Annotated in this window: 23 protein-coding genes; 6 read left to right on the top strand and 17 right to left on the bottom strand. The window is 46.9% G+C overall.

The features are described 5' to 3' along the window. Nucleotides 1–2: 2 nt before the first annotated feature. The 10 genes from ACSZLD_RS14540 to ACSZLD_RS14495 all read right to left on the bottom strand — a co-directional run bounded on the left by ACSZLD_RS14540 (nt 3) and on the right by ACSZLD_RS14495 (nt 11727). Entirely contained in the window at nt 3–977 is a 975-nt protein-coding gene (locus tag ACSZLD_RS14540; RefSeq protein ID WP_377910579.1) for an asparaginase, read from the bottom strand. A 694-nt stretch (nt 978–1671) separates the two neighbouring features. Beyond that, on the bottom strand, nt 1672–2661 hold the full coding sequence (locus ACSZLD_RS14535; protein ID WP_444685606.1) for a YpdA family putative bacillithiol disulfide reductase: 990 nt from the start codon (nt 2659–2661) through the stop codon (nt 1672–1674). Nucleotides 2662–2785: 124 nt separating this feature from the next. Then, the gene (locus tag ACSZLD_RS14530) at nt 2786–4060 is read right to left on the bottom strand and encodes a Glu/Leu/Phe/Val family dehydrogenase (RefSeq protein ID WP_377910582.1); all 1275 of its coding nucleotides are present in this window, start codon (nt 4058–4060) and stop codon (nt 2786–2788) included. Nucleotides 4061–4383: 323 nt separating this feature from the next. Further along, the gene (locus ACSZLD_RS14525; protein ID WP_377910583.1) at nt 4384–5280 is read right to left on the bottom strand and encodes a MerR family transcriptional regulator; all 897 of its coding nucleotides are present in this window, start codon (nt 5278–5280) and stop codon (nt 4384–4386) included. 79 nt (nt 5281–5359) lie between these two features. Further along, nucleotides 5360–6097, bottom strand: coding sequence for a metallophosphoesterase (locus ACSZLD_RS14520; RefSeq protein WP_444685605.1), 738 nt, complete (start codon nt 6095–6097; stop codon nt 5360–5362). A 243-nt stretch (nt 6098–6340) separates the two neighbouring features. Beyond that, nucleotides 6341–8011, bottom strand: a complete 1671-nt coding sequence (locus ACSZLD_RS14515) for a formate--tetrahydrofolate ligase (protein ID WP_377910585.1) — start codon at nt 8009–8011, stop codon at nt 6341–6343. A gap of 324 nt (nt 8012–8335) precedes the next feature. Further along, nucleotides 8336–8560 (bottom strand): hypothetical protein, encoded by a 225-nt coding sequence (locus tag ACSZLD_RS14510; RefSeq protein WP_377910586.1) that lies wholly within the window; start codon nt 8558–8560, stop codon nt 8336–8338. A 116-nt stretch (nt 8561–8676) separates the two neighbouring features. Continuing rightward, entirely contained in the window at nt 8677–9243 is a 567-nt protein-coding gene (locus ACSZLD_RS14505) for a CPBP family intramembrane glutamic endopeptidase (protein WP_444685604.1), read from the bottom strand. Then, nucleotides 9233–10696 carry a RecQ family ATP-dependent DNA helicase gene (locus ACSZLD_RS14500; protein WP_444685603.1) on the bottom strand — a complete coding sequence of 488 codons (1464 nt, stop codon included), beginning with the start codon at nt 10694–10696 and terminating at the stop codon, nt 9233–9235. The genes ACSZLD_RS14505 and ACSZLD_RS14500 overlap by 11 nt, the downstream gene beginning before the upstream one ends. Continuing rightward, nucleotides 10693–11727 carry a helix-turn-helix domain-containing protein gene (locus tag ACSZLD_RS14495; protein WP_377910589.1) on the bottom strand — a complete coding sequence of 345 codons (1035 nt, stop codon included), beginning with the start codon at nt 11725–11727 and terminating at the stop codon, nt 10693–10695. The genes ACSZLD_RS14500 and ACSZLD_RS14495 overlap by 4 nt, the downstream gene beginning before the upstream one ends. Before the next feature lie 218 nt (nt 11728–11945). On the opposite strand from ACSZLD_RS14495, the gene ACSZLD_RS14490 reads away from it, so the two are divergent. From ACSZLD_RS14490 to ACSZLD_RS14480, 3 genes are all read left to right on the top strand, one after another. Continuing rightward, nucleotides 11946–12194 (top strand): ferredoxin, encoded by a 249-nt coding sequence (locus ACSZLD_RS14490; RefSeq protein ID WP_168007373.1) that lies wholly within the window; start codon nt 11946–11948, stop codon nt 12192–12194. Nucleotides 12195–12494: 300 nt separating this feature from the next. Next, nucleotides 12495–14099, top strand: a complete 1605-nt coding sequence (gene serA / locus ACSZLD_RS14485) for a phosphoglycerate dehydrogenase (protein ID WP_444685650.1) — start codon at nt 12495–12497, stop codon at nt 14097–14099. Nucleotides 14100–14328: 229 nt separating this feature from the next. Beyond that, entirely contained in the window at nt 14329–15168 is an 840-nt protein-coding gene (locus tag ACSZLD_RS14480) for a SurA N-terminal domain-containing protein (RefSeq protein ID WP_444685602.1), read from the top strand. A 113-nt stretch (nt 15169–15281) separates the two neighbouring features. Here the strand turns inward: ACSZLD_RS14480 and ACSZLD_RS14475 are convergent, their stop codons facing one another. The 7 genes from ACSZLD_RS14475 to ACSZLD_RS14445 form a co-directional block, all read right to left on the bottom strand. Next, a complete protein-coding gene (locus ACSZLD_RS14475; protein WP_444685601.1) occupies nt 15282–15836 on the bottom strand; it encodes a cob(I)yrinic acid a,c-diamide adenosyltransferase in 555 nt (184 codons plus the stop codon). Next, nucleotides 15833–17599 carry an ATP-binding protein gene (locus tag ACSZLD_RS14470; protein ID WP_444685600.1) on the bottom strand — a complete coding sequence of 589 codons (1767 nt, stop codon included), beginning with the start codon at nt 17597–17599 and terminating at the stop codon, nt 15833–15835. Before ACSZLD_RS14470 ends, ACSZLD_RS14475 begins: the two co-directional genes overlap by 4 nt. Further along, nucleotides 17599–18324: a response regulator transcription factor gene (locus ACSZLD_RS14465; protein ID WP_377910593.1), complete on the bottom strand. Its 726-nt coding sequence runs from the start codon at nt 18322–18324 to the stop codon at nt 17599–17601. Before ACSZLD_RS14465 ends, ACSZLD_RS14470 begins: the two co-directional genes overlap by 1 nt. Before the next feature lie 75 nt (nt 18325–18399). Continuing rightward, nucleotides 18400–19584: a c-type cytochrome biogenesis protein CcsB gene (gene ccsB, locus ACSZLD_RS14460; RefSeq protein WP_444685599.1), complete on the bottom strand. Its 1185-nt coding sequence runs from the start codon at nt 19582–19584 to the stop codon at nt 18400–18402. Continuing rightward, nucleotides 19565–21244: a cytochrome c biogenesis protein ResB gene (gene resB, locus ACSZLD_RS14455; protein WP_444685598.1), complete on the bottom strand. Its 1680-nt coding sequence runs from the start codon at nt 21242–21244 to the stop codon at nt 19565–19567. The genes ccsB and resB overlap by 20 nt, the downstream gene beginning before the upstream one ends. A gap of 12 nt (nt 21245–21256) precedes the next feature. After that, nucleotides 21257–21784, bottom strand: a complete 528-nt coding sequence (resA, locus tag ACSZLD_RS14450; protein ID WP_444685597.1) for a thiol-disulfide oxidoreductase ResA — start codon at nt 21782–21784, stop codon at nt 21257–21259. A gap of 94 nt (nt 21785–21878) precedes the next feature. After that, entirely contained in the window at nt 21879–22598 is a 720-nt protein-coding gene (locus tag ACSZLD_RS14445; RefSeq protein ID WP_444685596.1) for a pseudouridine synthase, read from the bottom strand. A gap of 118 nt (nt 22599–22716) precedes the next feature. Here ACSZLD_RS14445 and ACSZLD_RS14440 point away from each other — a divergent pair, with 118 nt between their 5' ends. The 3 genes from ACSZLD_RS14440 to ACSZLD_RS14430 all read left to right on the top strand — a co-directional run bounded on the left by ACSZLD_RS14440 (nt 22717) and on the right by ACSZLD_RS14430 (nt 25425). Next, a complete protein-coding gene (locus ACSZLD_RS14440) occupies nt 22717–23205 on the top strand; it encodes a hypothetical protein (protein ID WP_444685595.1) in 489 nt (162 codons plus the stop codon). Next, a complete protein-coding gene (locus ACSZLD_RS14435; RefSeq protein WP_444685594.1) occupies nt 23202–24032 on the top strand; it encodes an alpha/beta hydrolase in 831 nt (276 codons plus the stop codon). Before ACSZLD_RS14440 ends, ACSZLD_RS14435 begins: the two co-directional genes overlap by 4 nt. Before the next feature lie 85 nt (nt 24033–24117). After that, nucleotides 24118–25425 carry a cytochrome P450 gene (locus tag ACSZLD_RS14430; protein WP_444685593.1) on the top strand — a complete coding sequence of 436 codons (1308 nt, stop codon included), beginning with the start codon at nt 24118–24120 and terminating at the stop codon, nt 25423–25425. Nucleotides 25426–25557 lie beyond the last annotated feature (132 nt).

Here is a 25557-nt window from a genome sequence, read left to right as displayed (position 1 = left end):
TGTCAGAGCGCCGGATGATCAATTGGACCGAAATAATCGGCCGGGTTAAGTCCGGCTTTCAGGCAGGCAGTTAAGCGAATTCGGGCTTTTTTACTGTCGGCATCCCTTCCAAGAAGCACACCTTTCTTCACCAAGTCATACGCGCTTCCTTCATAGTCATACGTCGTATAGACGTGGCCTTCTTCAGAAGCTGTCGTAAGCACGATTGGTATCCCTGCTTTTACAGCACGTCCGCATGCTGAAGCCATCTTTTTTGTTACCTGACCTCTGCCAAGCCCTTCTAAAATGATGCCGTCTACCCCAGTATCGATACAGGCTTGCAGCAGCAGATCATCTGCCTCCAAGTGTGCTTTTATTAATATGACTCGCGGGGAAACATGGGGCTTCACCTTGAAATGCTCTCTGCGAAGCGGACGCTGATACACGTGCACCACATCGTTATCGATGATGCCAAGATATCCAAACCCAAATGCATTGAAGCCTTGAATGTTAGAGGCATGTTCTTTTTTTACGTATTCAGCAGAGAAAATTCTCTCATTAAAAACAACAACCGTTCCAACACCGGTTAGCTGAGAGGAAGCAGCGGTATAAACTGCATGCCGGAGGTTGATAAAGGCATCACTCCCCAGCTGATCCGGTGACCGCTGCGAGCCGGTAAATACGATCGGTCGTTCACCTTTATAAGTCAAATCAATGTAATAAGCGGACTCTTCCAATGTATCCGTTCCGTGGGTCACTACAAAGCCATCTGCCCACGAGTCTTCTTCCATGTGTTTTCTCAGCTGATCCATATCAGTGAGCGTCATATGTATACTTGCTTTTTGCAAGACAGAAACAACCCTTACTTCTATATCTTCCGGAAGCCTCAGCTTAACTGCCAGCTCTTCGCCGGTATATATTCCTGCTTCCAGTTTCCCTCTTTCATTACGACTGCTCGCGATCGTTCCGCCTGTCGTCAGTACCGTAACTTTTTTCAATCACATCAGCTCCATTTCCACCTGTAATCCAAGAAACGTTTCCATGATTCTTTGTATGGATGCAGCCGTCCCTAACCGCTATTCTGAACCCATCAGCGGCGTGCATGAAGGTGTTAGAAATCAGCAGCATCGCGAACAAGCTGCCCGCAGGCTATTAAAAAATCATTTTTCTTGCTTGTTAAGTCGTTTACATGACGTTGTTCTTCATTTAGCTGGTTTTTTGGGTCTGTCTTCCGCTATTACTTAGATTCCCCTGCGTTTATTGAAGCAGCGCCCGAGAGCGGGGCAGGGCTTCATTTAAACTCAGGCTTCTTTTGCGAAGCCTGCCAGACCCGGTCCGGCTCCGCACATCCATTTATAACGTTCACCGTTCCGAAAGCATAGCATTTTCAGACTGTTTATTGTGTTCCTCACGTATAGGGCCAAGCACTGGCATTACCGTTTGTAAAGGAGAGGTCTCACAAAGAAGATTAATCGGCAGTTCCAAGCTCATGTTAAACGTAACCGAACGTTCCACTGCTCCTGTCCCAACAGCCAGATGTGGAGGGGGCTCAAAACGTGGCAAATATCCGGCGCACAGCAGGAGGAAAGCATATGTCGCCCTCCCCCCCCCTCTGCAAACACAGGCAGATGCATGTATCTGCATCTATGAAGACACAAGTAGCACGTTGAGGAAAGCGAAAATCTTTTCCGGCTAGCGACTCGGCTGCGCTTCTTTTTCAAGAACTGCTTTTGCTATGAGCTGCCCGTGCCAGCGACCGTTTTCAATAAATATTTCGTTTGCATTATTCCCTGCCGCTATGACTCCTGCAATATAAATGTCTGCTGCGTTTGTTTCCATCGTATCCGGATCATAGAAGGGTCTGCCAGTATCGTCATCAACGTTAACCCCCATATTGCGCAAAAAGCGATGATCCGGATGATAGCCTGTCATCGCAAAGACCGCATCGCTTGCAAGATGGCTCTTTACGCCGTCTTTTTGATATACAATGCTGTCTGAATCAATTTGACAGACCTCTGCCTCAAATATCATCTTTATTTTACCGTGTCGAACCAAACTCTCAAACTCGGGGAGAATCCATGGTTTTATACTTGTGGAATAATCACTGCCTCTGTAAAGCACTGTAACCTCCGCCCCGGCTTTCTCTAATTCCAGCGCTGCATCTACAGCAGAGTTTTTACCACCGATAATCGTTACTTTTTGTTTGAAGTACGGGTGTGCTTCATGAAAATAATGATGCACGTGCGCTTGATCTTCCCCCGGAATATGCATGAAATTAGGAGATCCGTAGTATCCGGTTGCAGCTATTACATACCGGCAGTGATAATGCTTTTTTCTTCCTTTATGCACGGAAGTCAGCGTAAAACCGTTTTTCGTTTTTTCTACTGATGTAACCTCTTCATATGGGCTAATTCGTAAATTAAACTCGTCTGCTGCTCTTCTGTAGTAAACAAGCGCCTCGTTTCGCTTCGGTTTCCGCTCAGTACTGTAAAAAGGCACTTGACCAATTTCCAATTTCTCGCTTGTACTGAAGAACTGCTGATGGGTAGGGTACTGGTAAATGGCATGAACGAGGTTTCCCTTCTCAATAATGAGCGCATCTATGCCCCGTTTCTGGAGCTCGATTGCTGCAGAAAGCCCGCATGGCCCCGCTCCGATAATGATGACTGTTTCGCTTTTCAAGCCGATCGGCTCCTTTCCTGCGTATGAACTGTTCCTTATTTTATATGATCCTGACGAGAAACTCAAAAATACGGCCGTATTCCATATAAAAAAGCTTCAGGACAAGTCCTGAAGCCTCCTCTTTTTATATCCAGCCCCTAAACCGGCTAGCCTCAGCCATTTTGCGAACGCCCACCATGTAGGCGGCCAGTCTCATATCTACATTGCGCATCTGCGCAACGCGATAGACATTATCAAAGCCTTTAATCATTACTTTCTCCAATCGATCCTCAACCTCTTCTTCCGTCCAGTAATAGCCTTGGTTATTCTGCACCCATTCAAAATAGGAAACAGTTACTCCGCCAGCACTTGCAAGTACATCTGGAACGAGCAGAATTCCTCTGTTATACAGGATTTCTGTCGCAGCCATCGTGGTTGGCCCGTTTGCAGCCTCAACAATAATACTTGCCTTAATGCGATTGGCGTTTGCTTCGGTTATTTGATTTTCAATCGCTGCGGGTACAAGAATATCACATTCAAGCTCCAGCAGTTCGTCATTCGTTATCGTATTTTTAAACAAATTGGAAACTGTACCAAAGCTGTCACGGCGGTCAAGTAAATAATCGATGTCCAGCCCTTCAGGGTCATAAAGGGCGCCTTGTACATCTGAGATACCCACAACCTTGGCACCTGCTTCATGCATAAATTTTGCGAGAAAGCTTCCTGCGTTCCCGAAACCTTGAATAACAATTCTTGCGCCTTCAAGATTGATTCCACGCCGTTTTGCGGCCTCTCGAATACAGATTGTCACGCCTTTAGCTGTGGCGGATTCTCTTCCCTGCGATCCTCCAAGCACGAGCGGTTTACCTGTAATAAACCCAGGGGAATCAAACTCTTTCATTCGGCTGTATTCGTCCATCATCCAGGCCATGATTTGAGAATTTGTCTGCACATCCGGCGCAGGGATGTCCTTTGTTGGACCTACAATTTGAGAAATCGCCCTGACATACCCTCGGCTCAACCTCTCTACTTCTGGAAAGGACATTTTACGCGGATCGCAAACGATCCCGCCTTTGCCGCCTCCATATGGCAGATCAACAATACCAGCTTTGAGACTCATCCAAATTGACAGCGCTTTCACTTCTGTCTCTGTAACATCCGGATGGAAACGTACTCCCCCCTTTGTCGGTCCGACAGCATCATTGTGCTGTGCCCGAAAGCCGGTGAAAATTTGAATCGATCCATCATCCATGCGTACCGGTATTCGAACTGTCATCATGCGCATCGGTTCTTTAAGCAATTCAAAAACTTCTTCTGAGTAGCCAAGCTTCCCAAGTGCTTTGTGAATAACGGTCTGGGTCGAGTCCAGTACATTATCTTTTTTGTCAGCTGCTACTGGAGCTTTAGCTTTTTCATCCATTCATTTCACCCCTGCGTGTCGTCTCTAATACTATCTGCCTTCACTACCTACTATAAAGAAGTGCACTCCATTTTTCCACACTCTTTTTCCCTATTAGCGATATATTCCATTTTGCACGCTGAAGGACAAATTTAAAAACAGCTGTGCGCTTTTCATAATCAGTCTGAACTCTTTTCCAGATGAGGCGCATGCCGCGTCATTTTGCGTATATGCATCATTCTGATGCGGTAAACATTCATTCACTCTGTTACATAAAATAATCCGGACCTGCCTGCAAATGGCGGGGTCCGGATATCCATGCTAAACGGTAATGAAATCGATGATTAGTTCTCCTTAAGCCATTCACGCCATTCCGGTTCCGAACTGCCAATCAAGTAATCTCTGCACTTCATTTTCTCTTCACGGCTCATTTGATCAACCGCGTGACCGCCAAGCCCTACTTTAATGAGGTTCGACTGATGAATATCCTCAGCCAGTTTAACAGCTTTTTCCCGATGTGCCGGGATCGTGGATGCGATAACAACCATTTTAGCATCTACTTCGGCAACCACCTTTTTAACATCTTCTCCTGGAATGCCGGCACCTAAGTAAATCGTTTCGTATCCTCTCTGCTTGAGGAAGTAAGTAAAAATTAAAAGTCCGATTTCATGCGAATCGTCGGGACCGCACACACAGATAACTTTTGGCAGAAATCCATTAACCGGAAGTGAATGGAACACCATCCCGATTCTCGTTCTCAAAAGCGAGGTCACAAAGTGTTCGTGCGCTGTGAGAATCTCGCCGCGCTCCCACTTCAAGCCCACTTCCTGCATAATTCCGCCAAGGATATGGATCAATACTTTTTCTGTAGAGAACATACTGAAGGCCCGGTCGATTAATTCATTCGACTTGCTCTCGTGAAATTTTAGGAGCTCGAATAAAAGCTGTTCCTTCAATAAGTCCATCTGATTGGAATAACGGGGATCGTGTTCAATAAAAGCCGGTTCCTCCTGCTTGTTCAAAAGGTCAACAGCCTGGCCGATTGTGAAGCCGTTTTCGACTTTATTGACGATCCACTTTAAAATTCTTACGTGCTCATCCGTATAAAGTCTGTGGCCTGCATCGTTACGCACTGGCTCAATCATGTTGTAACGCCGCTCCCAGGCCCTGAGAGTCCCCGCGTGAATGCCTAGTAGGTTGGATACAGCTTTAATGTTATATTTGCCTTGCGGTTCACCCATACCTGCGTCACCTGCTTTTTCTATATTCGTTGTATACGTCATTAAGATTATAGCACTTTCCGACTGTTTTCAAGCAGAGCTATCGATGATTAATCATATTTAATAAGTGAACGTGGGGCGCCGCCCCAAGTCGAAACGGTATTTTTCTCGTTCCATATCCGTTTGAAATCAGCAGTGTCGAGTTAAACCGCTCTTTGATGCCCCCTGCCTCGTCGAGACCAAATGATCCTAATCGAATTTGCCCTCCATGCGTGTGACCGCTTAAAATGAGATCCGGTCTGCGGTTAACGTGCACTGTTTCCGGAGTTCTTGGATTATGACAAATCCAGACAAACGGACCGGAGGACTCACGCGGGACCGAAAGAATATGATCCGGACAGCCAGCAAGCTCATCATCACTTCCTGCCAATATTAAGCCGTTATCCAGCTGTACCCACTCATTAATGAGCAGTGTTGCCTTATATTTTTTATAAAGGCTTTCCACAAGCGGAAGCCGTCTGAAATCATGATTACCTCTCACTGCAAACAACGGTCCGAACCGGTTCAGCAGCGCCAGATTATGATCGATGACAGAAACCGGCGTTCCCAATTCAGCTAAATCACCGCCAATAATTACTGCATCAACTTTTTCCGGAAATGATTGAAGATCCGTCTCCTGAAGCTTACGTGAGTGAAGATCGCTTATAAAAAGAAGCTGGCATTCCCTGCCGGCACCAGGAACAGACACCGAATGCTCCATCGCTTTCGTAGCTTCCGCTCTCCAGCGCATGTACATTAAGCCTGCAGCCGCCGCCGCAGCTCCGCATATCCGATTCATGATGCCCTCCCGAAGGTTTATACATTTGTTAGTCACATTTTATCATATACTTGTGCATAAAGGAAAAAAGAACACTTTCTTTTCGGTTCCCGTTACTTTTCATCTATATGTTTTCATTTAGATTAAGTTGTAAACAACATGCCTTTTTGCGAAAAAAAGCTGTCAATCTTTTATGATACCAGCCTGTATAACAGAAAAACTGCACTGGTATATGTACCCATCCAGTGCAGTTGCTGTTCTGCTTTAAAACAATCCCAGTGCCCTGCCATCAGAAGTTACATCCATATCTTCCGCACCAGGACGTGCCGGCAGACCGGGCATGGTCATAACATTTCCTGTCAATACAACGACGAAGCCTGCACCGGCGGAGATGCGCAGCTCACGGACCGTCACAGTAAAGTTTTTCGGCCTTCCTAAAGCAGAAGGATCATCCGAAAGAGAATATTGCGTTTTTGCCATACAAATCGGCAGATCATCCCACCCGTTATCTTTGAAAAGGGTTAACTGCTTTTGGGCATTATTAGAGAAGACAACACCCTCGCCCCCATATACTCTTTTCACAATCGTGTCTATTTTCTGCTCTAACGAATCTCCAGATTTATACAGAGGGGTAAAGGCGGATGGTTTTTCTTCAATCAGTGTAGCAGCCCGATTTGCGAGATCACGCCCGCCTTCTCCGCCTTTCTCCCAAACTTCTGCCGTTTCGACCGGAATATGGTGATCGGAGCAAATTTGTTTCAGTGCTTCCATTTCCTCATCGGTATCATGTACAAATCGATTCACTGCAACAAGAATAGGAAGTCCAAATGACCGCAGGGTCTCTGCGTGCTTCAGCAAGTTTGCACTTCCTGAACGCAGCGCTTCGACGTTCTCTTTTTTTAGATCATTTTTATTTACGCCGCCATGCATTTTAAGCGCTCTGATCGTAGCAACTACCACTACGAGGTCGGGTTTTATTCCAGAGGAAGCGGCTTTAATATGCAAAAATTTCTCTGCCCCGAGATCTGCACCAAATCCTGCTTCCGTTACAACATAATCACCGAGAGATGCAGCCATTTTTGTCGCTATCACACTGTTGCAGCCATGCGCGATGTTAGCAAACGGCCCTCCGTGAATTAAGGCGGGAGTGTTTTCGAGTGTTTGCACCAGGTTCGGCTTGATCGCGTCCTTCAACAGAAGTGTCAACGCACCTTCCACTTTAAGATCCCCGCATGTAACAGGTTTATTCTCATAGTTATAGCCAACAACCATCTGGGACAATCGGTTTTTCAGATCATCCAGACTGTCTGCAAGGCAAAGAATCGCCATTATTTCTGACGCTACTGTAATATCAAAGCCGCTCTCATGAGGGGTTCCTTGAAGCGGTCCGCCAAGTCCTGCAACAATATTTCTGAGTGAGCGGTCGTTCATATCCATCACACGTTTCCAAGTCAGCTTCCGCACATCAATATTCAGCTCGTTGCCGCGGTGAATATGGTTATCCATAATTGCCGTCAGTGCGTTATGTGCAGTCGTGATAGCATGAATATCGCCAGTAAAATGCAGGTTAATGTCTTCCATTGGAATAACCTGAGAATACCCGCCACCGCAAGCGCCACCCTTCATCCCCATTGTAGGACCAAGCGACGGTTCTCTAAGTGCTACAACTGCTTTTTTGCCTATCTTGTTTAATGCCTGTCCAAGCCCGACAGTGACCGTCGATTTTCCCTCTCCAGCCGGAGTAGGATTGACAGCTGTTACGAGGATGGTCTTTGCTTCGGGTTTGTCACTGATCAAGTCCAACGGCAGTTTTGCCTTATAATGACCGAAAGGCTCCAGTTTTTCTTCCGAAATTCCAAGCTCCTCTGCTATTTGTGTGACACGCTTGATTGACGCTTGCTGTGCTATTTCAATATCTGACGGTATTTTACTCATAACATCACCTCTTCTGGTAATTGACAGCGCACGTTTGACACTGTCCTTCCCATCATATCCTACTTGAATCAACGTCTGCAATCCACAAAATGAAAGCGTTGTCATTTTAGCTTTTAAATTTTTTTAGCCGGTGGCAGTAAAACGTCTTTCGTTACGCCAAAAGGAGTGCTATCACAGAGGCTAAATGTGCAAAGTGACTGATGAACTGAACCGAGCCGCTTCTAAACGGGCTCATGCAAGGGGATACCGTCGCAATGCGGCCTCTCCCGTCTCGCAAGTATCAGCTTAAAGCAAATAGAATAGTAAAAAACCGCTGACACGTTGTCAGCGGATTTGCTCGATCCAGACAGGATAAGTGAACATCGCTGCTACAATCGTAAAAAACAGGACGAGCCAGATACGGACCAGCGGAAACTGCACATTTCCGGTCTTTTTTTTCTTTTTCTTTCGTTTGCGCGGAGCGCTCCTGCTGCTGTGCCTATCTCTTCTGGAAGGAAGCGGAGTTTCCTCCTGTTCTTCCGTCAGCGCTTCTGCCCTCTGTTCACTCATGTTCCCACCACCTTTTTTATACCTGCCTATACCTTACCACCTAATGACAGGAAAAACTATAGTCCCTTATCGAATTACGTTTATTTTGAGGGAAAGCCTGATGCCTGGTTTCCGCTTTATGTTAATATCCGGTAGCGGATTAACAGACCAAGAATAAAATCGATGAGAAAGTGTGCAATGATGACGCTCACCAAGGTACCAGTCCACTCATATACAACTCCGAGACCAACGCTCATAAGTACAACAAAGGAAAATAAAAACATGTTTTTTAAATACCGTACATGAATCAGAGCAAACAATATAGAAGCCGCAAGGAGCCCGAAATGCTCCTGTATGACACCTCTGAACAGTACCTCTTCACAGATTGCTACGACAAGGCTTACAACAGCTATGTGCGCAGGATGCATATGCTGAAAAATACGCTCGTTAACACCCCCGTCATCAAACCAGCTGGAAGGTACTGCCTTGTAAAGGATTATTTCCAATACGATAACGGCTGCTGCAAATATAATTCCTGCATTCACAGCCGCAGATGACCAGTCCAGACCGAGAAAGGGCGTAAAGACAGATCCGCTGAGAAAATAAGAAACGATCAAGGCAGCGGCGAGCATAAATCCTTGCGTTGCATACAAATTGGCATAGAGTTCCCTATCCGTAAACTGATCCAGCACCTCACGTTTCATTCTGCTCTGCTCCTACGTGCAGCTTTTGCTTCAAAAGCGCTTGCCAGCCGACAGTCGATTCAAGCTTTACAAGTGCTGATGACAGCATAGGGACAGGATGACAGTTGGAGCAGCACCATTTGTCAGCGGCAAACGGCTCTTCTTCAAAATAAGCCAATACTTGTTTTCGAAAGCATGAGGGTGCATGAACAAAATCAGTCATTTTTTGAATCTGCTGTGACCGCTCACGGCGGCGTTGTTCAAAATGTGTCATCAGACGTTCTATCCGCTTTCGTTCAGACCCCTTTGCCTTCGCTTTAATCAAATGGCTGCGTAACAACGAAGTCGTGTGTTCGGCAAACGGAGCTCCTTCTATTAGCTCTTCCAGTTTGCCTGGAGTCTCTGATGCGGGAAGAAGTTCTTCCTGAAGCCATTTTTGACCTGGTATCTCCATCTCAACAAAATGCCAGGGCAGGACGAAGTCACTTTCAGCAAGCACTGCATAAGCAATGGCCCTTTCCCCGTCCCTTCCCGCTCTGCCAATTTCCTGTACATATTGCTCAATAGATGGCGGCATATAGCCGTGAATGACCGAACGGACGTCCGGCTTGTTGATTCCCATCCCGAACGCACTGGTTGCAAAAAGCACATCGATCTCATTATACAGAAACTGCCCTTGAATGCTGTTTCTGTCTTCGGCGTGCATGCCGCCGTGATAGTAAGCAGACGCACCCTTATAAAGGCTGCTCCACACTTCCGCGTCTCTTCTAGTACCCGTATAAATAATGCATGGTTTGGCAGCGGATGTCACCAGCTCCATTAATCGTTGCTGACGGCTTTGTGGATCATGCTGTGTCTCTATAGCAAGAAAGATATTCTCTCTGTTTACTGAATGCGCTTCAATAACAGGGTTTTGCAGATTAAGGGATGACATGATATCAGATCTCACACGTTCCGACGCTGTAGCTGTTAAGGCCAGCAGTACCGGCTCTCCCAGCTCCTTCCTGAATCGTCCGAGATTTTGATAGTCAGGCCGAAATTCGTGCCCCCATTGCGAAATGCAGTGCGCTTCATCGACAACAAGCAGGGGCACGTTTATTTTCTTAAACTGACTGCGTATTTTTTCAACGGCAAGCATTTCCGGGGAAACATATAAGAGCTTCAACAAATGGAGCTCCTGCCAGATCCGCTTTTTTTCAGCTGGCGGTTTATTTCCGTGTAAAGCAGCGACTCGTTGAAATCCGTTCATTTTCAACTGGGTCACTTGATCATCCATCAGGGAGACGAGCGGAGATACGACAATAGTCAGGCCAGGCATGATTCCTGCCGGCAGCTGATAGCATAATGTTTTCCCGGAACCGGTTGGCAGTACTGCGAGCGTATCCCGGCCGCTAAGAATTGCTGAAATCACTTCTTCCTGTCCTGGGCGAAACGTATCAAAAGGAGTATCCTGCAGTAAATTAGTAACTGTCACGATTCTGCCCCCTTGCGATTCTTTAATAACGCTCCTGCGAGCCGAATATCAAAATAGCTTCCCTTATCGCCGGCTTTTTCTTTTAACTCTTTTAAGGTCTCTTGCTGATCGGATGATTGAAGAATAATCGAGAGATCCTTCAGCCTTTTTTCAGAGATGTAGTTATGTGCAGGAAAATCCGGGTCGAACATAGCGAGCTCGACAAGGTGGTCTTCTACTGTACTGGATTTCAGTCCCCGCAAAGCAGCGATCTCAGCTTTTGTCTTTCCTTCATACACGAAACGTTTTGTTTTTTCTGCACTGTTTGTCAAGCGGGACTTTTGTTTTTCAATGTGCGAAATGAGCGGCTGGAGTTCAGCCGGCCATTCCGATTTCATCAGCCAATGAAGTACGCTGCGCCAACGCAGAAAAACCTCTTCTTCCGATAATCTGCCGGCAAGCTGTTTTACCGTTTTACCCTGGGAGGCGTTGCCTGCGAGTCTGGAAACGAAAATATCGGCGCTTCGCTCAGACAGGAGACTCAATTCGCCTTCCAGCTTGTTGTAAAGCAGCCGGTTTACATGTCTGCTTCCAGCGCTTTTTATAATCTTACGTACTGCGTCACGTTCCTCCGCCTCTGCATAAACAGGTAAAAATCCTTTATTTTTAGATGCGAGTGATCCTGCCGCCTGCACGGTTAAATTCAGCTTCCTCCAAAACGCTTCGGCAAATCCATTCCATTCATATTCCCGCCCCTGAAAATACAATTGCTGCAGCCATTCAGCTTGCTTCAGCTGCTCAAATCCCTTGTTTGTAAGGGCCGCGCGGCGCCCGGCGCCAGTAATCAACTGCTGGTTGAAAAGCTCTTCTGCCAGCGCAGACGGATCGGTTCCTTTCCAAAATCTTGCGGCACCAGCCCATTTGCTCAAGTGAAACAGCTGAATATCCTGAATCGTCTGCGCAGACCGCTTGCCTTTTATAATATGCACCGCTCCAGAGGCAGACCTGCTCTCCTGCAATTCTGAAAGTACGTGCAGCAGTATCGTTTTCATGATGTCCCTCTCTTTCTGCCGGTGATATAGATTAGTAGCTTCGGCTTCTATTCTAAAGAAAAATAGCATGCTGCGCCAGCCACCTGGTGCAGTGTATTCTCTTTGCCTGTTGAAATCTTCATGGAGAACCTTTACAATTAAACATCGTAGGAAGTACGAATCGTTATGAATTCCAGCCGACACGGCTTTTGGAAGATACTTATATAGGAGGTAGGAAAATGGCTAAATACACGATTGTCGATAAAGACACCTGTATTGCATGTGGCGCCTGCGGTGCAGCCGCTCCAGATATTTACGATTATGATGATGAAGGAATCGCTTACGTTATCCTCGATGATAACCAGGGTACAGAAGCTGTGCCTGAAGATCTCTACGAAGATCTTGAGGACGCGTTTGATGGCTGTCCAACTGATTCCATTAAGATTGCCGATGAACCGTTTGACGGCGATGCGCTGAAATTTGAATAGATGTTCGTTCCCCCTGTATCTGTTTATGATGCAGGGGGTTTTCTTTGGCTTGCTAAAGAACATGCTTACTCAGCCGCTGTAAACTGTGAATTATTACTTTACATGTTCATGAACGTTTCAGCCTGATCTTTTTGCCAAAAGATGGCCCTCTGCATATGATAGCGCTACCATTGGTCCGACTTCTCGTCTTCCCCGAAAAAACTTTTGTTTTTTGAGCGTGAACGTCCAAATTATCAGAATTTCATGTTAGTATAAGACAATCAGTTGAGTACCTTAAATGGAGGATGATGTGCAGTGAACGTGAAACAAGCAATTAAGCTGGACCAAAACTTGTATACAGTTCTGGTTTCAGACACAATGAGCGAGGACGGTCTCCGCCCGATCCTGGACAGCAGTTCTGTTAATGTGGTACAGGAAAACGTACTCGAAACAGAAATTCCGCTGGATCAGGTAGACGCTCTTCTCATACGCAGTGCTACAAAAGTGACAGCCGACCTGCTTCGCAGCATGCCGAACTTGAAAATAATCGGCCGCGCCGGGGTTGGCGTTGATAACGTGGATCTCGATGCCGCAACAAATCACGGGGTCGTTGTCGTCAACGCTCCGGACGGCAATACGATTTCAACGGCTGAACATACATTTGCGATGATGGCTTCACTTGTTCGCAATATACCGCAAGCAAACCGTTCTATGGAGGAAGGCCGCTGGGACCGTAAAAAGTATCAGGGGGCTGAGCTTTACGGCAAAACGCTCGGCATTATCGGCTTTGGCCGCATCGGAGCAGAACTCGCTCAGCGTGCCCGTGCTTTCCGCATGAACGTACTGGCCTATGATCCATTTCTGACAAAATCCCGGGCAGAAAAAAATCATGTGACGGCGGTTACGCTTGAAGAAGCACTCAGCCAAAGTGATATTTTAACCGTGCATACCCCGCTCACAAAAGAGACACGCCATCTGCTAAACGATGAGACGCTCGCTTCGACAAAACCAGGAGTCTTCATTTTAAACTGTGCGCGCGGAGGCATTATCGACGAGGAAGCACTTTACAGAGCTGTCTCAAGCGGTCACGTTCGCGGTGCGGCAGTAGATGTTTTCGCTGAAGAACCAGCTATTAGTCACCCTCTCTCCTCCCTTGAACAGGTGATAACGACACCGCACATTGCCGCTTCCACGACAGAAGCCCAGCAGAATGTAGCAGAGTCGGTTTCTCAGGAAGTTCTTGGATATCTGGAAGGGAGACCTGCTCCTCACGCACTTAATCTGCCATACTTGGATCAGGACGCATTTGAAAAGTTTTCACCTTTCACAAAACTAACAAAAACAGTCGGCGAAACGGCTTCTCAGTTGTTTAAAGAGCCTGTAAAACAAATTAATATCAGCTACGCAGGAGAGATTTCACATCAGGAAACCGGACTGTTCAGCCGCAGCTTTTTGGCTGGTTTTTTCCGCCACCGTATGGATGACTATGTAAACGAAGTGAATGCTTCTGTGATAGCCAAGGAGCGGGAGGTGGAGGTTTCCGAAATACACGAGAATGATGCTAACGGCTATAAGAATTTCTTTAAAGCCGAGGTTTTGGGTGAAACGAACAAGCTGATCATTCACGGCACTCACAGCTCCGAAATTGGACCTCGGATCGTGCAGCTGGACCAATTCCAACTCGACTTTCAGCCGGCAAAGCACACGCTCTATGTCCGCCACAACGACCGTCCAGGCGTTATCGGAAAAGTAGGTCAGCTGCTCGGCACCCACGATGTTAACATTGCAACGATGCAGGTGGGCCGGAAGGAAGAAGGCGGACAGGCCATTATGCTTCTGACGACAGATAAAGAATGCCAGGAAGACGTTCTTGAGGCATTTTCACGTATTGAAGAAATTCAGTTTGTCACTTCGATTGAATTATAGTACAGGCTGCCGTCCGCCTTACCGGGCGGCTTTTTTATGCCGATTCGTTTCGTCTGAAACAATCAGGTTGCCCCCCTTTTTTAACAGTTGCTTCGCATTGTCAAGAGCTGATCGTCGGTCAGCCGGAACAATTCGTTATTTTTATAGAATCGCTAAATTGCCTCTTATCTTTTATTTATGATACAGTTGTTGTAGCAATGGGACATATACAGAAAGGTTGATTAATCAAATGAAAAAGACAACTAGAAACGGCATGCTTGCACTCTCTCTTTCCACACTGCTATTTGCGGCAGCCTGCGGGAATGAAAATAATGCTGACAATGCTGAGAACAATGGAAATGCTGAAAACAACATTGAAGAGTCGATTGATAACGAAGACGATAACGCTGACGCACCAGATGACCAGAATGGCATGAATGATGCGATGAACGGCGAAGAAAACGGCATGGATGAAGAGGCCGTCGAAGACATGGACCCGGAAGAGGCTGCTGAATTCATGGACCGTGATCCGGAAGAACCGGTTGCAGTTGTGAATGGTGAAGAAATTCAAAGCGGCGAACTCCAGGCTCAGCTGGCCCAGTTTGAACAGATCTTTGCGGAGCAGGAAATGGAAGATGAAGAATCTTCCATGATGATGATGCAGTTCCAGCAGCAGTTCCTGGACCAGCTCATTAATCAGCGCGTTATGGCACAGGAAGCAGAAGAGCAGGGTCTTGAAGCAGACGAAGATGCTGTTGAGTCTGAGTATGAAGAAATTCAAAGCGCATTCGGGTCCGATGAAGAATTTCAGGAAGCACTCGAATCACAGGGGTATACAGAAGAAGAGCTTGAAAATGAGATTCGTGAAATGAACCTCGTTGAACAGCTTCTTTCAATGGACCATGTGGAAGAAGAGTACGAAGTAGACGAAGAAGAAGCGCGTGAAGCGTTTGAAATGCAGGCTATGAGCGATCCACAGATGGCTGAGGCTGAATTTGAAGATGTGCAGGAAGAAATTGAAATGCAGATTCGTCAAAATCAGTATGTTCAGGATCTCCGCGATCAGGCTGACATCGAGATTTTACTTTAATTAAGGCATAAAGAGAGACCTGCTCCGGATTGGGGCAGGTCTCTTTCCTCTTGAACGGGCCTACGATTCTGTTCCGTCAGCACATATTTATCTTCCGGTTCAAGCGTACAGCCTTATTTAAATACTGTTTTACCTCTTGCATAAGCAATATCCGGGACGTCGTTACGATGATTGACCGCTCTCGCTGCTGCAAAGAAATAATCCGACAGCCGATTTAAATACGGCAGGGCTTCAGGCGGCATTGGATCGTCATCGCTAATTGCAGCAGTCATCCGCTCTGCCCGGCGCGCGACCGTTCGGCAAACGTGCATATCGGCAGCAGCTTTCGTGCCACCTGGCAAAATAAATGTTTTAATCTCAGGCGCTTCTTCCCAGTACCGGTCAATAGCACCTTCCAGTCTTGTTACGGCTTTAGCAGACAAAGCCCAATCGCTTCGTCCGGTCACATTCGCTAAATCTCCGCCAATATCAAACAGCTCATGCTGAATCTCAAGGAGTTCCTGTTGAATGTCCTTACAGTTCTCCGGCAGAGAAGCCGCTGCAACCCCGATAAAGCTGTTTAGTTCGTCTACAGTGCCGTATGCATTTACTCGTTCATTTGTTTTAGGGACTTTGCGGCCGATCAGCTGCGTTTCGCCTTTATCCCCTTTTTTCGTATATATTTTCATGTCTCTTCTCCTCCTTCTCCTGATGGCAGCTCCACCCTGAATGTCGTTCCTTCATTTAATTTACTTCTAGCCGTTACTTTCCCACCGTGAGCGTCCACAATATTCTTGACGATCGCAAGACCAAGTCCAGTTCCGGCTCTTCCCCTCGTCCTCGCTTTGTCAGCCTTATAAAACCGCTCAAAAATGAACGGAAGATCCTCCTCGGGAATTCCTCCTCCGGTATCGTTCACTTCCATAACAATATCGTGATGATCCTTAAAAACGGTGACCGCTACGCTTCCCCTCTCTGAGGTATGCCGAATAGCATTATCAATTAAATTCGTCAATACCTGCTCAATTCGGTCCGGGTCTGCATATACTTGAGCATACTCCGTTTGAATCGAGGCAGACAGCGACAGCTGCTGCTCATTTGCAACCACCTGGAATTTACGAATCATTTTCTCAGCAATCATCCCGATATCGACTATTTCGCGCTGAAGCGACAAATATCCTGCCTCCATTCGTGCAAGATCAAGAAGTTCATTTACCAGCCGCCCGATTCGAAGCGATTCATCATAGATAATTCCGGCCATTTCCTTTTTTTCTTCAGCACTCTCAGCAATGTCATCAACGATCGCTTCACTATAGCCTTGCAGCATTGAAATAGGGGTGCGGAGCTCATGAGAAACATTGGCGATAAAATCCTTTCGCAGCTTATCGTGCTGTCTTTCTTCGGTCATATCTCTTAAAACAGCAACTGCTCCGCGAATCGTATCATCATCATAAAGGGGCGTCATAAGAATGACCCAGCTTCTGCCTTGAACTGTAAACTCTGCATCGACCTCTTTTTCTTCCGTCACTACTCTTCTGAACAAACGGTACAGTTCGATCGGCTGACCGTCCCCGGCAATCTGCTGCTCATATTTCCATGTTTCCATGAAGGAGGAAGCGGGCGGATTCATCACCACGACTTGCCCTTCTTTATTAAGCGTAAGGACTCCGTCTGCCATCGAAGCTAAAATGCGGGATAACTGCTCCTTTTCCCTGTTCAAAGCGGTTAAGTTCGTGTTGAGTGCTCTGCCCATCCGATTAAATGCCATTGCAAGCAGACCGATCTCATCCTTTGTTTGAATGGGAATTTTCGTGTCAAAATTCCCTTTAGCCACCTCAAGTGATGCTGTACGCATTTGTCTGAGCGGGGCGGTGATACGCGATGAGAGAAAAAAGGCAAACACGGTAGTCAGAATAATTGCGATAGCGGCAGAGAAGAAGATAATCTGTTTTGTCTGATCTGATGCCTCATCAATAACATCCAGAGGCTGATACAGATAAAGACTGCCGTCTTCCCCGTCTTCAAATGCAAACGGAACGCCGACAATCATAATTTCTCTTTCATCCTCCGGCGTGTTCATGAACTCCCCTTGTGTCACAACAGTTTCATCCGACTCTAATACCCTCGCAAGCGTTCCGTCTTCGGAAAACAGTGCTATCGGGAGCGTCTCTTCTTCTGCCGTATACCAGTAGTCCGATTCACCAAACACTACGGCCTGAGCGGCGTACGAAGAAGAAATCGTACTGGTCAATTCTACCGCCTCTTCGCCGCTTTCCGATTCCTCAAGAAACTCAACGATCAAATTGGCGTGATTAAGCAGCTCCTGTTCAGCCTGCTCTGTATGAAAGCGCTCAAAATATTCAAGCAGCAGAACCGTTAATACCAGGAGAACGACTGAAACCAAGAGAAGAATAGTAAACCAGAGCTTCCCTACGACGCTTCTCCAAAACATCAGCCGGCGTCTCCTGCTTCGAACTTATACCCGACGCCCCAGACTGTTTTGATCATGTCTGCAGCTTTTGGTTCAACCTGGCTGAGCTTCTCACGCAGCCGCTTCACATGTGTATCCACCGTTCGAAGATCCCCGAAAAACTCATAATTCCAAACATCCTTTAACAGCTGTTCTCTGGCAAATACTTTATCCGGCGCTTGAGCTAGATAAAGCAGCAGCTCGTACTCTTTCGGCGTCAGGCTGATCAGCTCTCCTTCAACCGTGACGCGGTGCGCATCGTCGTCAATCGTCAAGTAAGGAAATTCAAACAGTTCTTTCGTTTTCGTTTCAGTTTGCAGAAACTTTGTCGAAGAAGCTCTGCGCAGCAGTGCTTTAACACGCAGCACTACTTCACGGGGACTAAATGGCTTTACAATGTAATCATCCGTACCTGCTTCAAAGCCTTGAACCCGGTTCACTTCTTCCCCTTTTGCAGTCAGCATAATAATCGGGGTCGCCTTTTGCTTACGAATTTCCTCGCAGACTTCAATGCCGTCCATCCCGGGCATCATCAGGTCGAGCACAATCAAATCATAGTCAGTTTCAAGCGCCATCGTGAGAGCGCTTTCTCCATTCTCCGCATCTTCTACTGTATATGCCTCCTTTTCCAAATACATTCTGAGCAGTCTGCGGATGCGTTCTTCATCGTCTACAATTAATATTTTCGTATGTTCTGCAGTTTCCATAGCACTGACCTCCATTTAAAGGGCTGTCCGTATCCGCGGACAGCCCTTTGATCCTGTATTCACATTGTATCGAAGTTACGCGTAAGAGTGAAGTCCGGCGATTACGAGGTTGACAAAGATCAGATTAAACATGATCAGCGCAAATCCGATCACGCACAACCAGGCACTCTTCTCCCCATGCCACCCTCTGGAAAGTCTTAAATGCAGATATGCAGCATAAAAGAGGAACGTAATCAGCGCCCAAACTTCTTTCGGATCCCATCCCCAGAATCTCGTCCAAGCGATCTGCGCCCAAATCATCGCAAAGATAAGTCCGCCTAGCGTAAAGATCGGAAAGCCGATTGCAATGGCGCGGTAGCTGATTTCATCAACAGTTTGCAGATTGACCCGGCTGACCAGCGGCTGGATCGTACCAGCAACCGGCTTGCGGAAGCCTGCACGTAGTCCGCCATATAACACGATCCCTCCGAGGAACGACCAGAGAAGCGTGTTTACATCGTCACTGCGTAAATAATCAGGTAGATTAACGACAGGACTGAAGCCTTGCTCGGAAATCAGTTCTCCTTCATTCGGTCCAACAATCGGCGGCAGATAATATTCCATCGTAGCTTCGTCTCCAAATTCATTTACGTAGGAAAACTCCGCTGTGTAATCAGCGGCACCGAATCCAGTACCAATCGCAATGTAGGCGACTGTAGCCAGAAGTCCGAACATGATGAATTCAATTGCTTTTACTTTCTTGGATGCTCTCGTAAAATCAATCGAACGAATGAGATACAATACACCGGCGGCAAATCCGATCGCCAGAATTCCCTGACCGATAGCAGTTGTGATGACGTGAATAAACAGCCAGTTGGTCTGCAATGCCGGAATAAGCGGCTGCGCCTCTCCAGGAAACATCGAAGCATAGGCGATGATCAGCATAACAATTGGCATCGTAATAAATCCTAAGTACCTGTTGTGATAAATTGGATAAATAATCACAAACGCGAGTGCCATTGCAATTCCAAGAGCGGTCGTGTACTCAAACATATTGCTGACCGGCGCATAACCGACAGCAATCCAGCGCAGCGCGAAGTAGGCTATCGAAGCACAAAGAGCCAAAATGGCAGATACATACCCTAACAGGGCTGACTTATTTTTTTCTTCCCCGCTGCGGTTTTTAAATTTCCTGCCGGTGATCGACACGGCAAAAAAGACAGTTGCGGCCAGGTACAAACCAAAGGCGACGTAAAGCATATTACTGCTGAGCTCGAACATGACTGGAAGTCCCTCCTTCTTCCGTTTCAGCTGCTTTTTCTTCTTCCAGCTGATCTCTTATTTCAGGAAGATCCGAATAGTCATTTAGATACTCGAGATCTTTCTTTAGCGCATGCCAGTTTTTATTAGCGTGTCCGGCAACATAAAGCTTGCCGTCTTTCTGCTGCACCCAGATGCGGCGATGATGCCAGTAAGAACCTTGAACAAGTCCGACCATAAAGATGGCACCGCCGACCATAATAATTGGAAGCGTGTGATCGCGGCGGATAACCAGACCGGTCACATTCACCATATCTGCATCCAGCATGCGGATGGTATGATCATTTTCTCCGTTCAATTCTTCGTTCACCTGAATTCCGATCAAGCTTATCTCCCCCTGATCGGATTCAGGGTCTGCATCTGGTGGGAACAACTCAAAAATAATCCGCGGATTGTCCGGTACCCGGTTCTCCGTAGTCGGCTCCCCGGCATCGTTTACGTAAAAATTAGGAAAGTATTCGATGATTTCAATCTGATAACCATTATCGAACTCATAAAACATCTGTGGATCATTCAAATCGACCGTGAACACGACATCCTCTAATGCTTCTGTTTCCCCGCCTTCATCTGTCTCGACCCCAAACGTGAAACTGGAAAGCTCATTCATCTTATAGTCTGTTTGATAAAGGGAGATTCCTTCGAACGTCAGCGGGTCATTCACAATAATTTCATGATCCTTAACGTGTTCAAGCTCTGTTCCGCTACCGATCGAGCCTTCCGTAGACCTTTTATATAAGGAAGCGCTTGTTTGATAGTTTGATACTACCGGAGCATCAGCGCGCATGAGGGCCGGCTGCAAAATATCGTCCTCTTCTTCATCGTAGAGTTCTACGACGAACTGATTGTTCTCAACGAAGTATTCTCCGTCTGTGCCGCTGATAACTTCCGTTTCTCCTTCTCGAATCCAGACGTAATCATCCAAATACATTCCCGGGAAAAACCGGAGCATACCGCCGATCAAAAAGATGATTAGGCCGACATGGTTGACATATGGACCCCACCTTGCAAAACGTCCTTTTTCAGCCAACAGGTTCCCATTTTCTTCTCTGACTTTGTAGCGACGTTTGACTAAAGCTGTTTTCAGCTGGTCGATATCTGCTTCGCTTGTCTCTTTTTCTCCATAAAGCCGCTGTTTTTTCATGAAGGCTGTATGACGGGTAACGCGCTGCTTTTTAAGTGCTCTGTACAGCGGCACGAAACGGTCGAGACTTGCGATAACGAGTGAGATCCCAAGTGCTGCAACAAGCAGCATATACCACCATGAACTGTAGAGATTATGAAAGCCTAAGTCGTAATAAAGCTGTCCTGCCAATCCGTATTCAGCCGCATAATACTCAGTCGGACTTTCTCCGGGCGGAATGTACATTTCCTGAGGGAAAAGCGTTCCTATAGAGGAAGTAACGAGCAAAAGCACGATTATCCAAATTCCGACCTTGACCGACGAGAAGAAATTCCAGACTTTATCAACAGGTGACTTTTTATAAGTCTGTGATCGTCTTGCCACTCCTTCATACCGCATGTTCGCGAGACGGCCTTCATCCTGAAGCGGCTTCCCGCATGATTCACATAAGTACGTCCCGTACGGATTTTCATGTCCGCACTCACATGTTACTTTGTTCATGTAAATCCCCCGTTACTGAGCAGGCACAAGTGAATCAAGTGCTGCAAGAACCTGCTCTTCAGTTTTTCCACCGACTTGTCTCTCGACCACATCTCCGTGTTCATCGATTAAAAAGACCGACGGCAGCACACCTACACCGTAAGCATTGCTTACCAGCATATTGCGGTCGATATACAAGTCATAGGCAAGGTTAAACCGCTGTTTATGTCGCTCAACCTGAAGTGTCGTTTCGTCCACGTTTACATTGACGACACGTACGCCTTTATCTTCGTACTCTTCATAATGCTCCTGCAAGTATCCCATTTTTGAGCGGCAGTAAGTGCAGTATGTAGCCCAAAAGTTGAGATACACGCCCTCTCCCCTCAATTCAGAAAGCTCGATCGGTTCACCTTCCAAGTCTTCCAGCACAAAGTTCGGTGCCGGATCTCCGGCGTCCACCAGGCCGCGTTCCTCGGAAAAATGATTAAAGAACGTATAGCCGATAGCCGCAATCATCACAAAAAGGATTGCCGACCTCATCCAGAGCCGCTTTTTTTTCATGGCCATCCTTCCTTTACTGAAAACATTTTCACATCTCTATCTTATCATGCAGTGCCTTTATTATCATGAAATGCACGAAAGTCTTTTTCGAACGTTATGTGACAGCCGAATCACGCAGCTTTTTCACCTCGTGCGGCTTTAACTCTCTATATTCACCTGCATTAAGTCCAGAAGTGTCCAATACGCCGTACCGCTCACGGCGCAGTTTAAGAACAGGGTGCCCTATTGCATCAAACATTTTACGGACCTGGCGGTTGCGCCCCTCATGGATGACGATTTCAACAAGCGACGTCCCCTTGCGCTGATCGGTTTTACGAACCTTAACGAAGGCCGGCGCCGTCTTTTTTCCTTCAATAGGAATACCGTTCTGAAGTTTTTTTATCAGCTGCCTGGAAGGAATCCCTTCTACTTTAGCCAAATAGGCTTTTTCAATCTGATATTTTGGATGCATGAGCGCATTAGCAAATTCCCCATCATTCGTCAGGATAATGATGCCGGAAGTATCGTAATCAAGACGACCGACGGGATAGATGCGTTTATCCGTATCGATGTAATCGACAACCGTTTTCCTGCCAGCTTCATCTTTTGCGCTCGAAATCACGCCCGAAGGCTTGTAAAGAACATAATAGACCGGAGATTCTTTTTGCAGAGGTACTCCGTCTACAAGAATCGTATCTCTCGCTGCATCTGCCTTTCGCCCGAGCTCGGTAACCGTTTCTCCATTTACCTGTACTTTCCCATCCTCGATCAGTTTTTCTGCTTTCCTTCGCGACGAAATTCCTGCTGCCGCAATAATCTTCTGTAATCGTTCCATATTTACACCTTTCCTTTCCGTTGTCATCCCGACAGCGGTTCATGATACAATTTATCTGCCAGTACTCTATTGTACTCTGAAACGCACGGTTTCGCAAAAGAAGAGAGGTGTTGGGCTTTTGCTTCAAACTGGAATGCTTTTTACCATCCTTTGCGGTCAGCTGCTGCTGCTGATCCTTTTTTATCGAACAAACCGTTCAAGGTCTCCTCATTCTGCAGAGAGCTTCAAAAGTACCTCAGATGAGGAGAAAAAGCGACTTGTCGAGCTCCAGCTTCTGGCTATGCATAATGCCTGTGCCAGGCAGCGCGATAAACTTCACATGCTTGAGATTCAAGTCACGGATCCCAAACTTCCCTTTGCCCTTTCAAAAGTTCCGCTCCATCCGCTGCAGCTTCGTGCCGCTGAAGAAAGTTACCAGCTTTATGCGGAATATGTACATACATACTGGAAAACAGAGCAAGGAAACTGGAAGACAGCTTTCCGGGGACGCTTTGATGAACCTGATACAGAGGCGGGAAACGTTCGGGCAGCCTCTATTCAACTCGAAGATCAGCTGCAAAAGCGGCTTCAGATTTGGTATGAAGAAGAAAGGAACGATCGTGGATGAAAGGAATATTTGCAGCAATAGCTGGTGTATGCCTGCTGTTTTACGGACTTCATTTTTATCAGGCAATTGTGAACCAGGAAGATAATTTGTTTCAGGGAGCTACTCTTTCAGAAGAACGAGTAAACCAGGTAAATGAGGCGTTCCCTTCATCAGAGGAAATTAGAATCGAGGCGGACGGAGCTGAACTGCACGGATGGTTTTTGCCCTCCTCTCTCGATGGACAGGCCCCTCTGTTTATCTACTTTGGTGGGAACGCTGAGGAGGCTTCCCGGGCAATGGAATCCCTTCCTCTACCGGATGAGTGGCACGGTTTATTTGTCAATTACCGCGGCTATGGAAAAAGTACCGGCGAGCCATCTCAGGAAGCTTTTTATTCTGATGCCGAAGCGCTCTTTGACTTCGGAGCTTCCCATCATGCAGTAGATGAATCGATGATCGTATCAGCTGGAAGAAGTATGGGCACTGGCACCGCAGCGTATCTGGCTGCTGAAAAGCCGGTGGCCGCATCCATTTTAATTTCGCCTTATGATTCCAGAAAAGAGCTTCAGCAGCATCGGCACCCTTGGCTTCCCGTAGGGACGTTTATCCGTCATCCTTTTCCGGTTAGTACGATGGCCGAAACGGTAGAAACCCCGCTGCTCGTCTTCACAGGGTCGGAAGATATGGTCATTCCGCCGGAGCACTCACTTGTAACTGCAGATGCATGGGCCGGCGAGACCGACCATATACAGCTCTCCGGCTACGACCACAACAACTTAACACAGGCGGAAGATTTTCACTCTGCGTTTTCGAGCTATCTGCAAGATCTCCGTGAAGACAACGGTTAGTTTCATCCTTATCCCTCAGGGGTATCTGAATGATGTACATAGCTGCCTGCTGCAGATGTGACAAGATACGAGAGGGGATGGCATCGTGAAAATAAAATACCCTGTACCGAAAGCAAAAGGGCTCGATAATACATTAAACCTGTTAAATGAGGGATTTATGTTTATTACGTCCCGCCGGCGTGAGCTGGAGTCTGATGTATTCGAGACTAGACTCCTGGGCAAAAAAGCGGTGTGCATGGCAGGTGAAGAGGCTGTTGAAAAGTTTTACGACAATGAGCTGTTCGTCCGAAAAAATGCCGTACCCGGAGTGATAGCTAAATCACTGTTGGGAGAGGGCGTACACGGAATGGACGGTGAAGCTCACCGGCACCGCAAGCGCATGTTTCTTTCGATGATGACACCAGAGCGCATTGAAGATATGAAAGATATTGCGCTGCAGGAGCTTGATAAGAAAGCGAAGCTTTGGGAAAAACGGAGCAGAACCGTTATTTATGATGATATTCGGGAAGTTCTCGTTCGAAGCGGCTGCCGCTGGGCCGGCGTACCGCTCAAGGAGGAAGAAGCCTCACAGCGTACACGTGAAATGGGCATGATGGTCGATTCATTCGGTTCGCTCTCACGAATGAAAGAGGGGAAAAAAGCTAGAAAAAGTCAGGAAGAATGGCTAGCGGGCATTGTCCGCCAGGTCCGCAAAGGAAAGCTCCAGCCTGCAGAACATACAGCCCTTTATATTATCTCCCATTTCCGTGATGAGAACGGAAAGCGACTATCTGCTTCGGAAGCAGCCGTAGAAGTCAACAATGCTGTGCGTCCGCTGCTAGCTACTGGATACTTCATCGTTTTCGGATGTCTTGCTCTGCATGAGTTCCCCGAGATTCGGGAGAAACTGGCTGCCGACGAGAACGGTTTCAGCCAAATGTTCGCACAGGAAGTCCGCCGCTATTACCCGTTCGCCCCTGCAATGGCAGCTAAGGTTAAAAAACCTTTTACGTGGCACGATTATCATTTCAAAAAGGATCAGCTTGTCGTGTTGGATTTCTTCGGCACAAATCGTCATCCAGACAGCTGGAGCAACCCGGATACATTTTATCCGGAACGATTTATAGACTGGAAAGGGAGCCCGTTTTCCTTCGTTCCTCAAGGTGGAGGCGATCACTACGCTGGACACCGGTGTGCCGGAGAATGGCTGACCGTCATCGTGATGCGGGCTTTTTTCAAATACTTTACAACCCATCTTTCGTATGAAGTACCTGAACAAAATTTAGCCTGGTCACTCTCCAGAGTTCCGACTATTCCAAAAAGCGGTTTTGTCATCACAAATGTAAAACGGCTCCACGCTTCTCCAGAGAAGCTGGAAAAGGATGAAGCCAGCCAGACCGTTATTAAATCGTAATAAAGTGAATCGCAAGGGGCTGTCTAAAAAGCTCTTCTTGAAACAAAAAGCGGTGCCGGATATGTCCGGTACCGCTTTTTTTTGGAATGAAATGAGAAAAAGACAAAAAAATAGCAGAAATCCGAGCGGCCT

The organism is Alkalicoccus luteus (genome assembly GCF_052061695.1).
GTDB classification, from domain to species: domain Bacteria; phylum Bacillota; class Bacilli; order Bacillales; family Salisediminibacteriaceae; genus Alkalicoccus; species Alkalicoccus luteus.
This window is presented reverse-complemented; position numbering and strand designations above follow the sequence as displayed.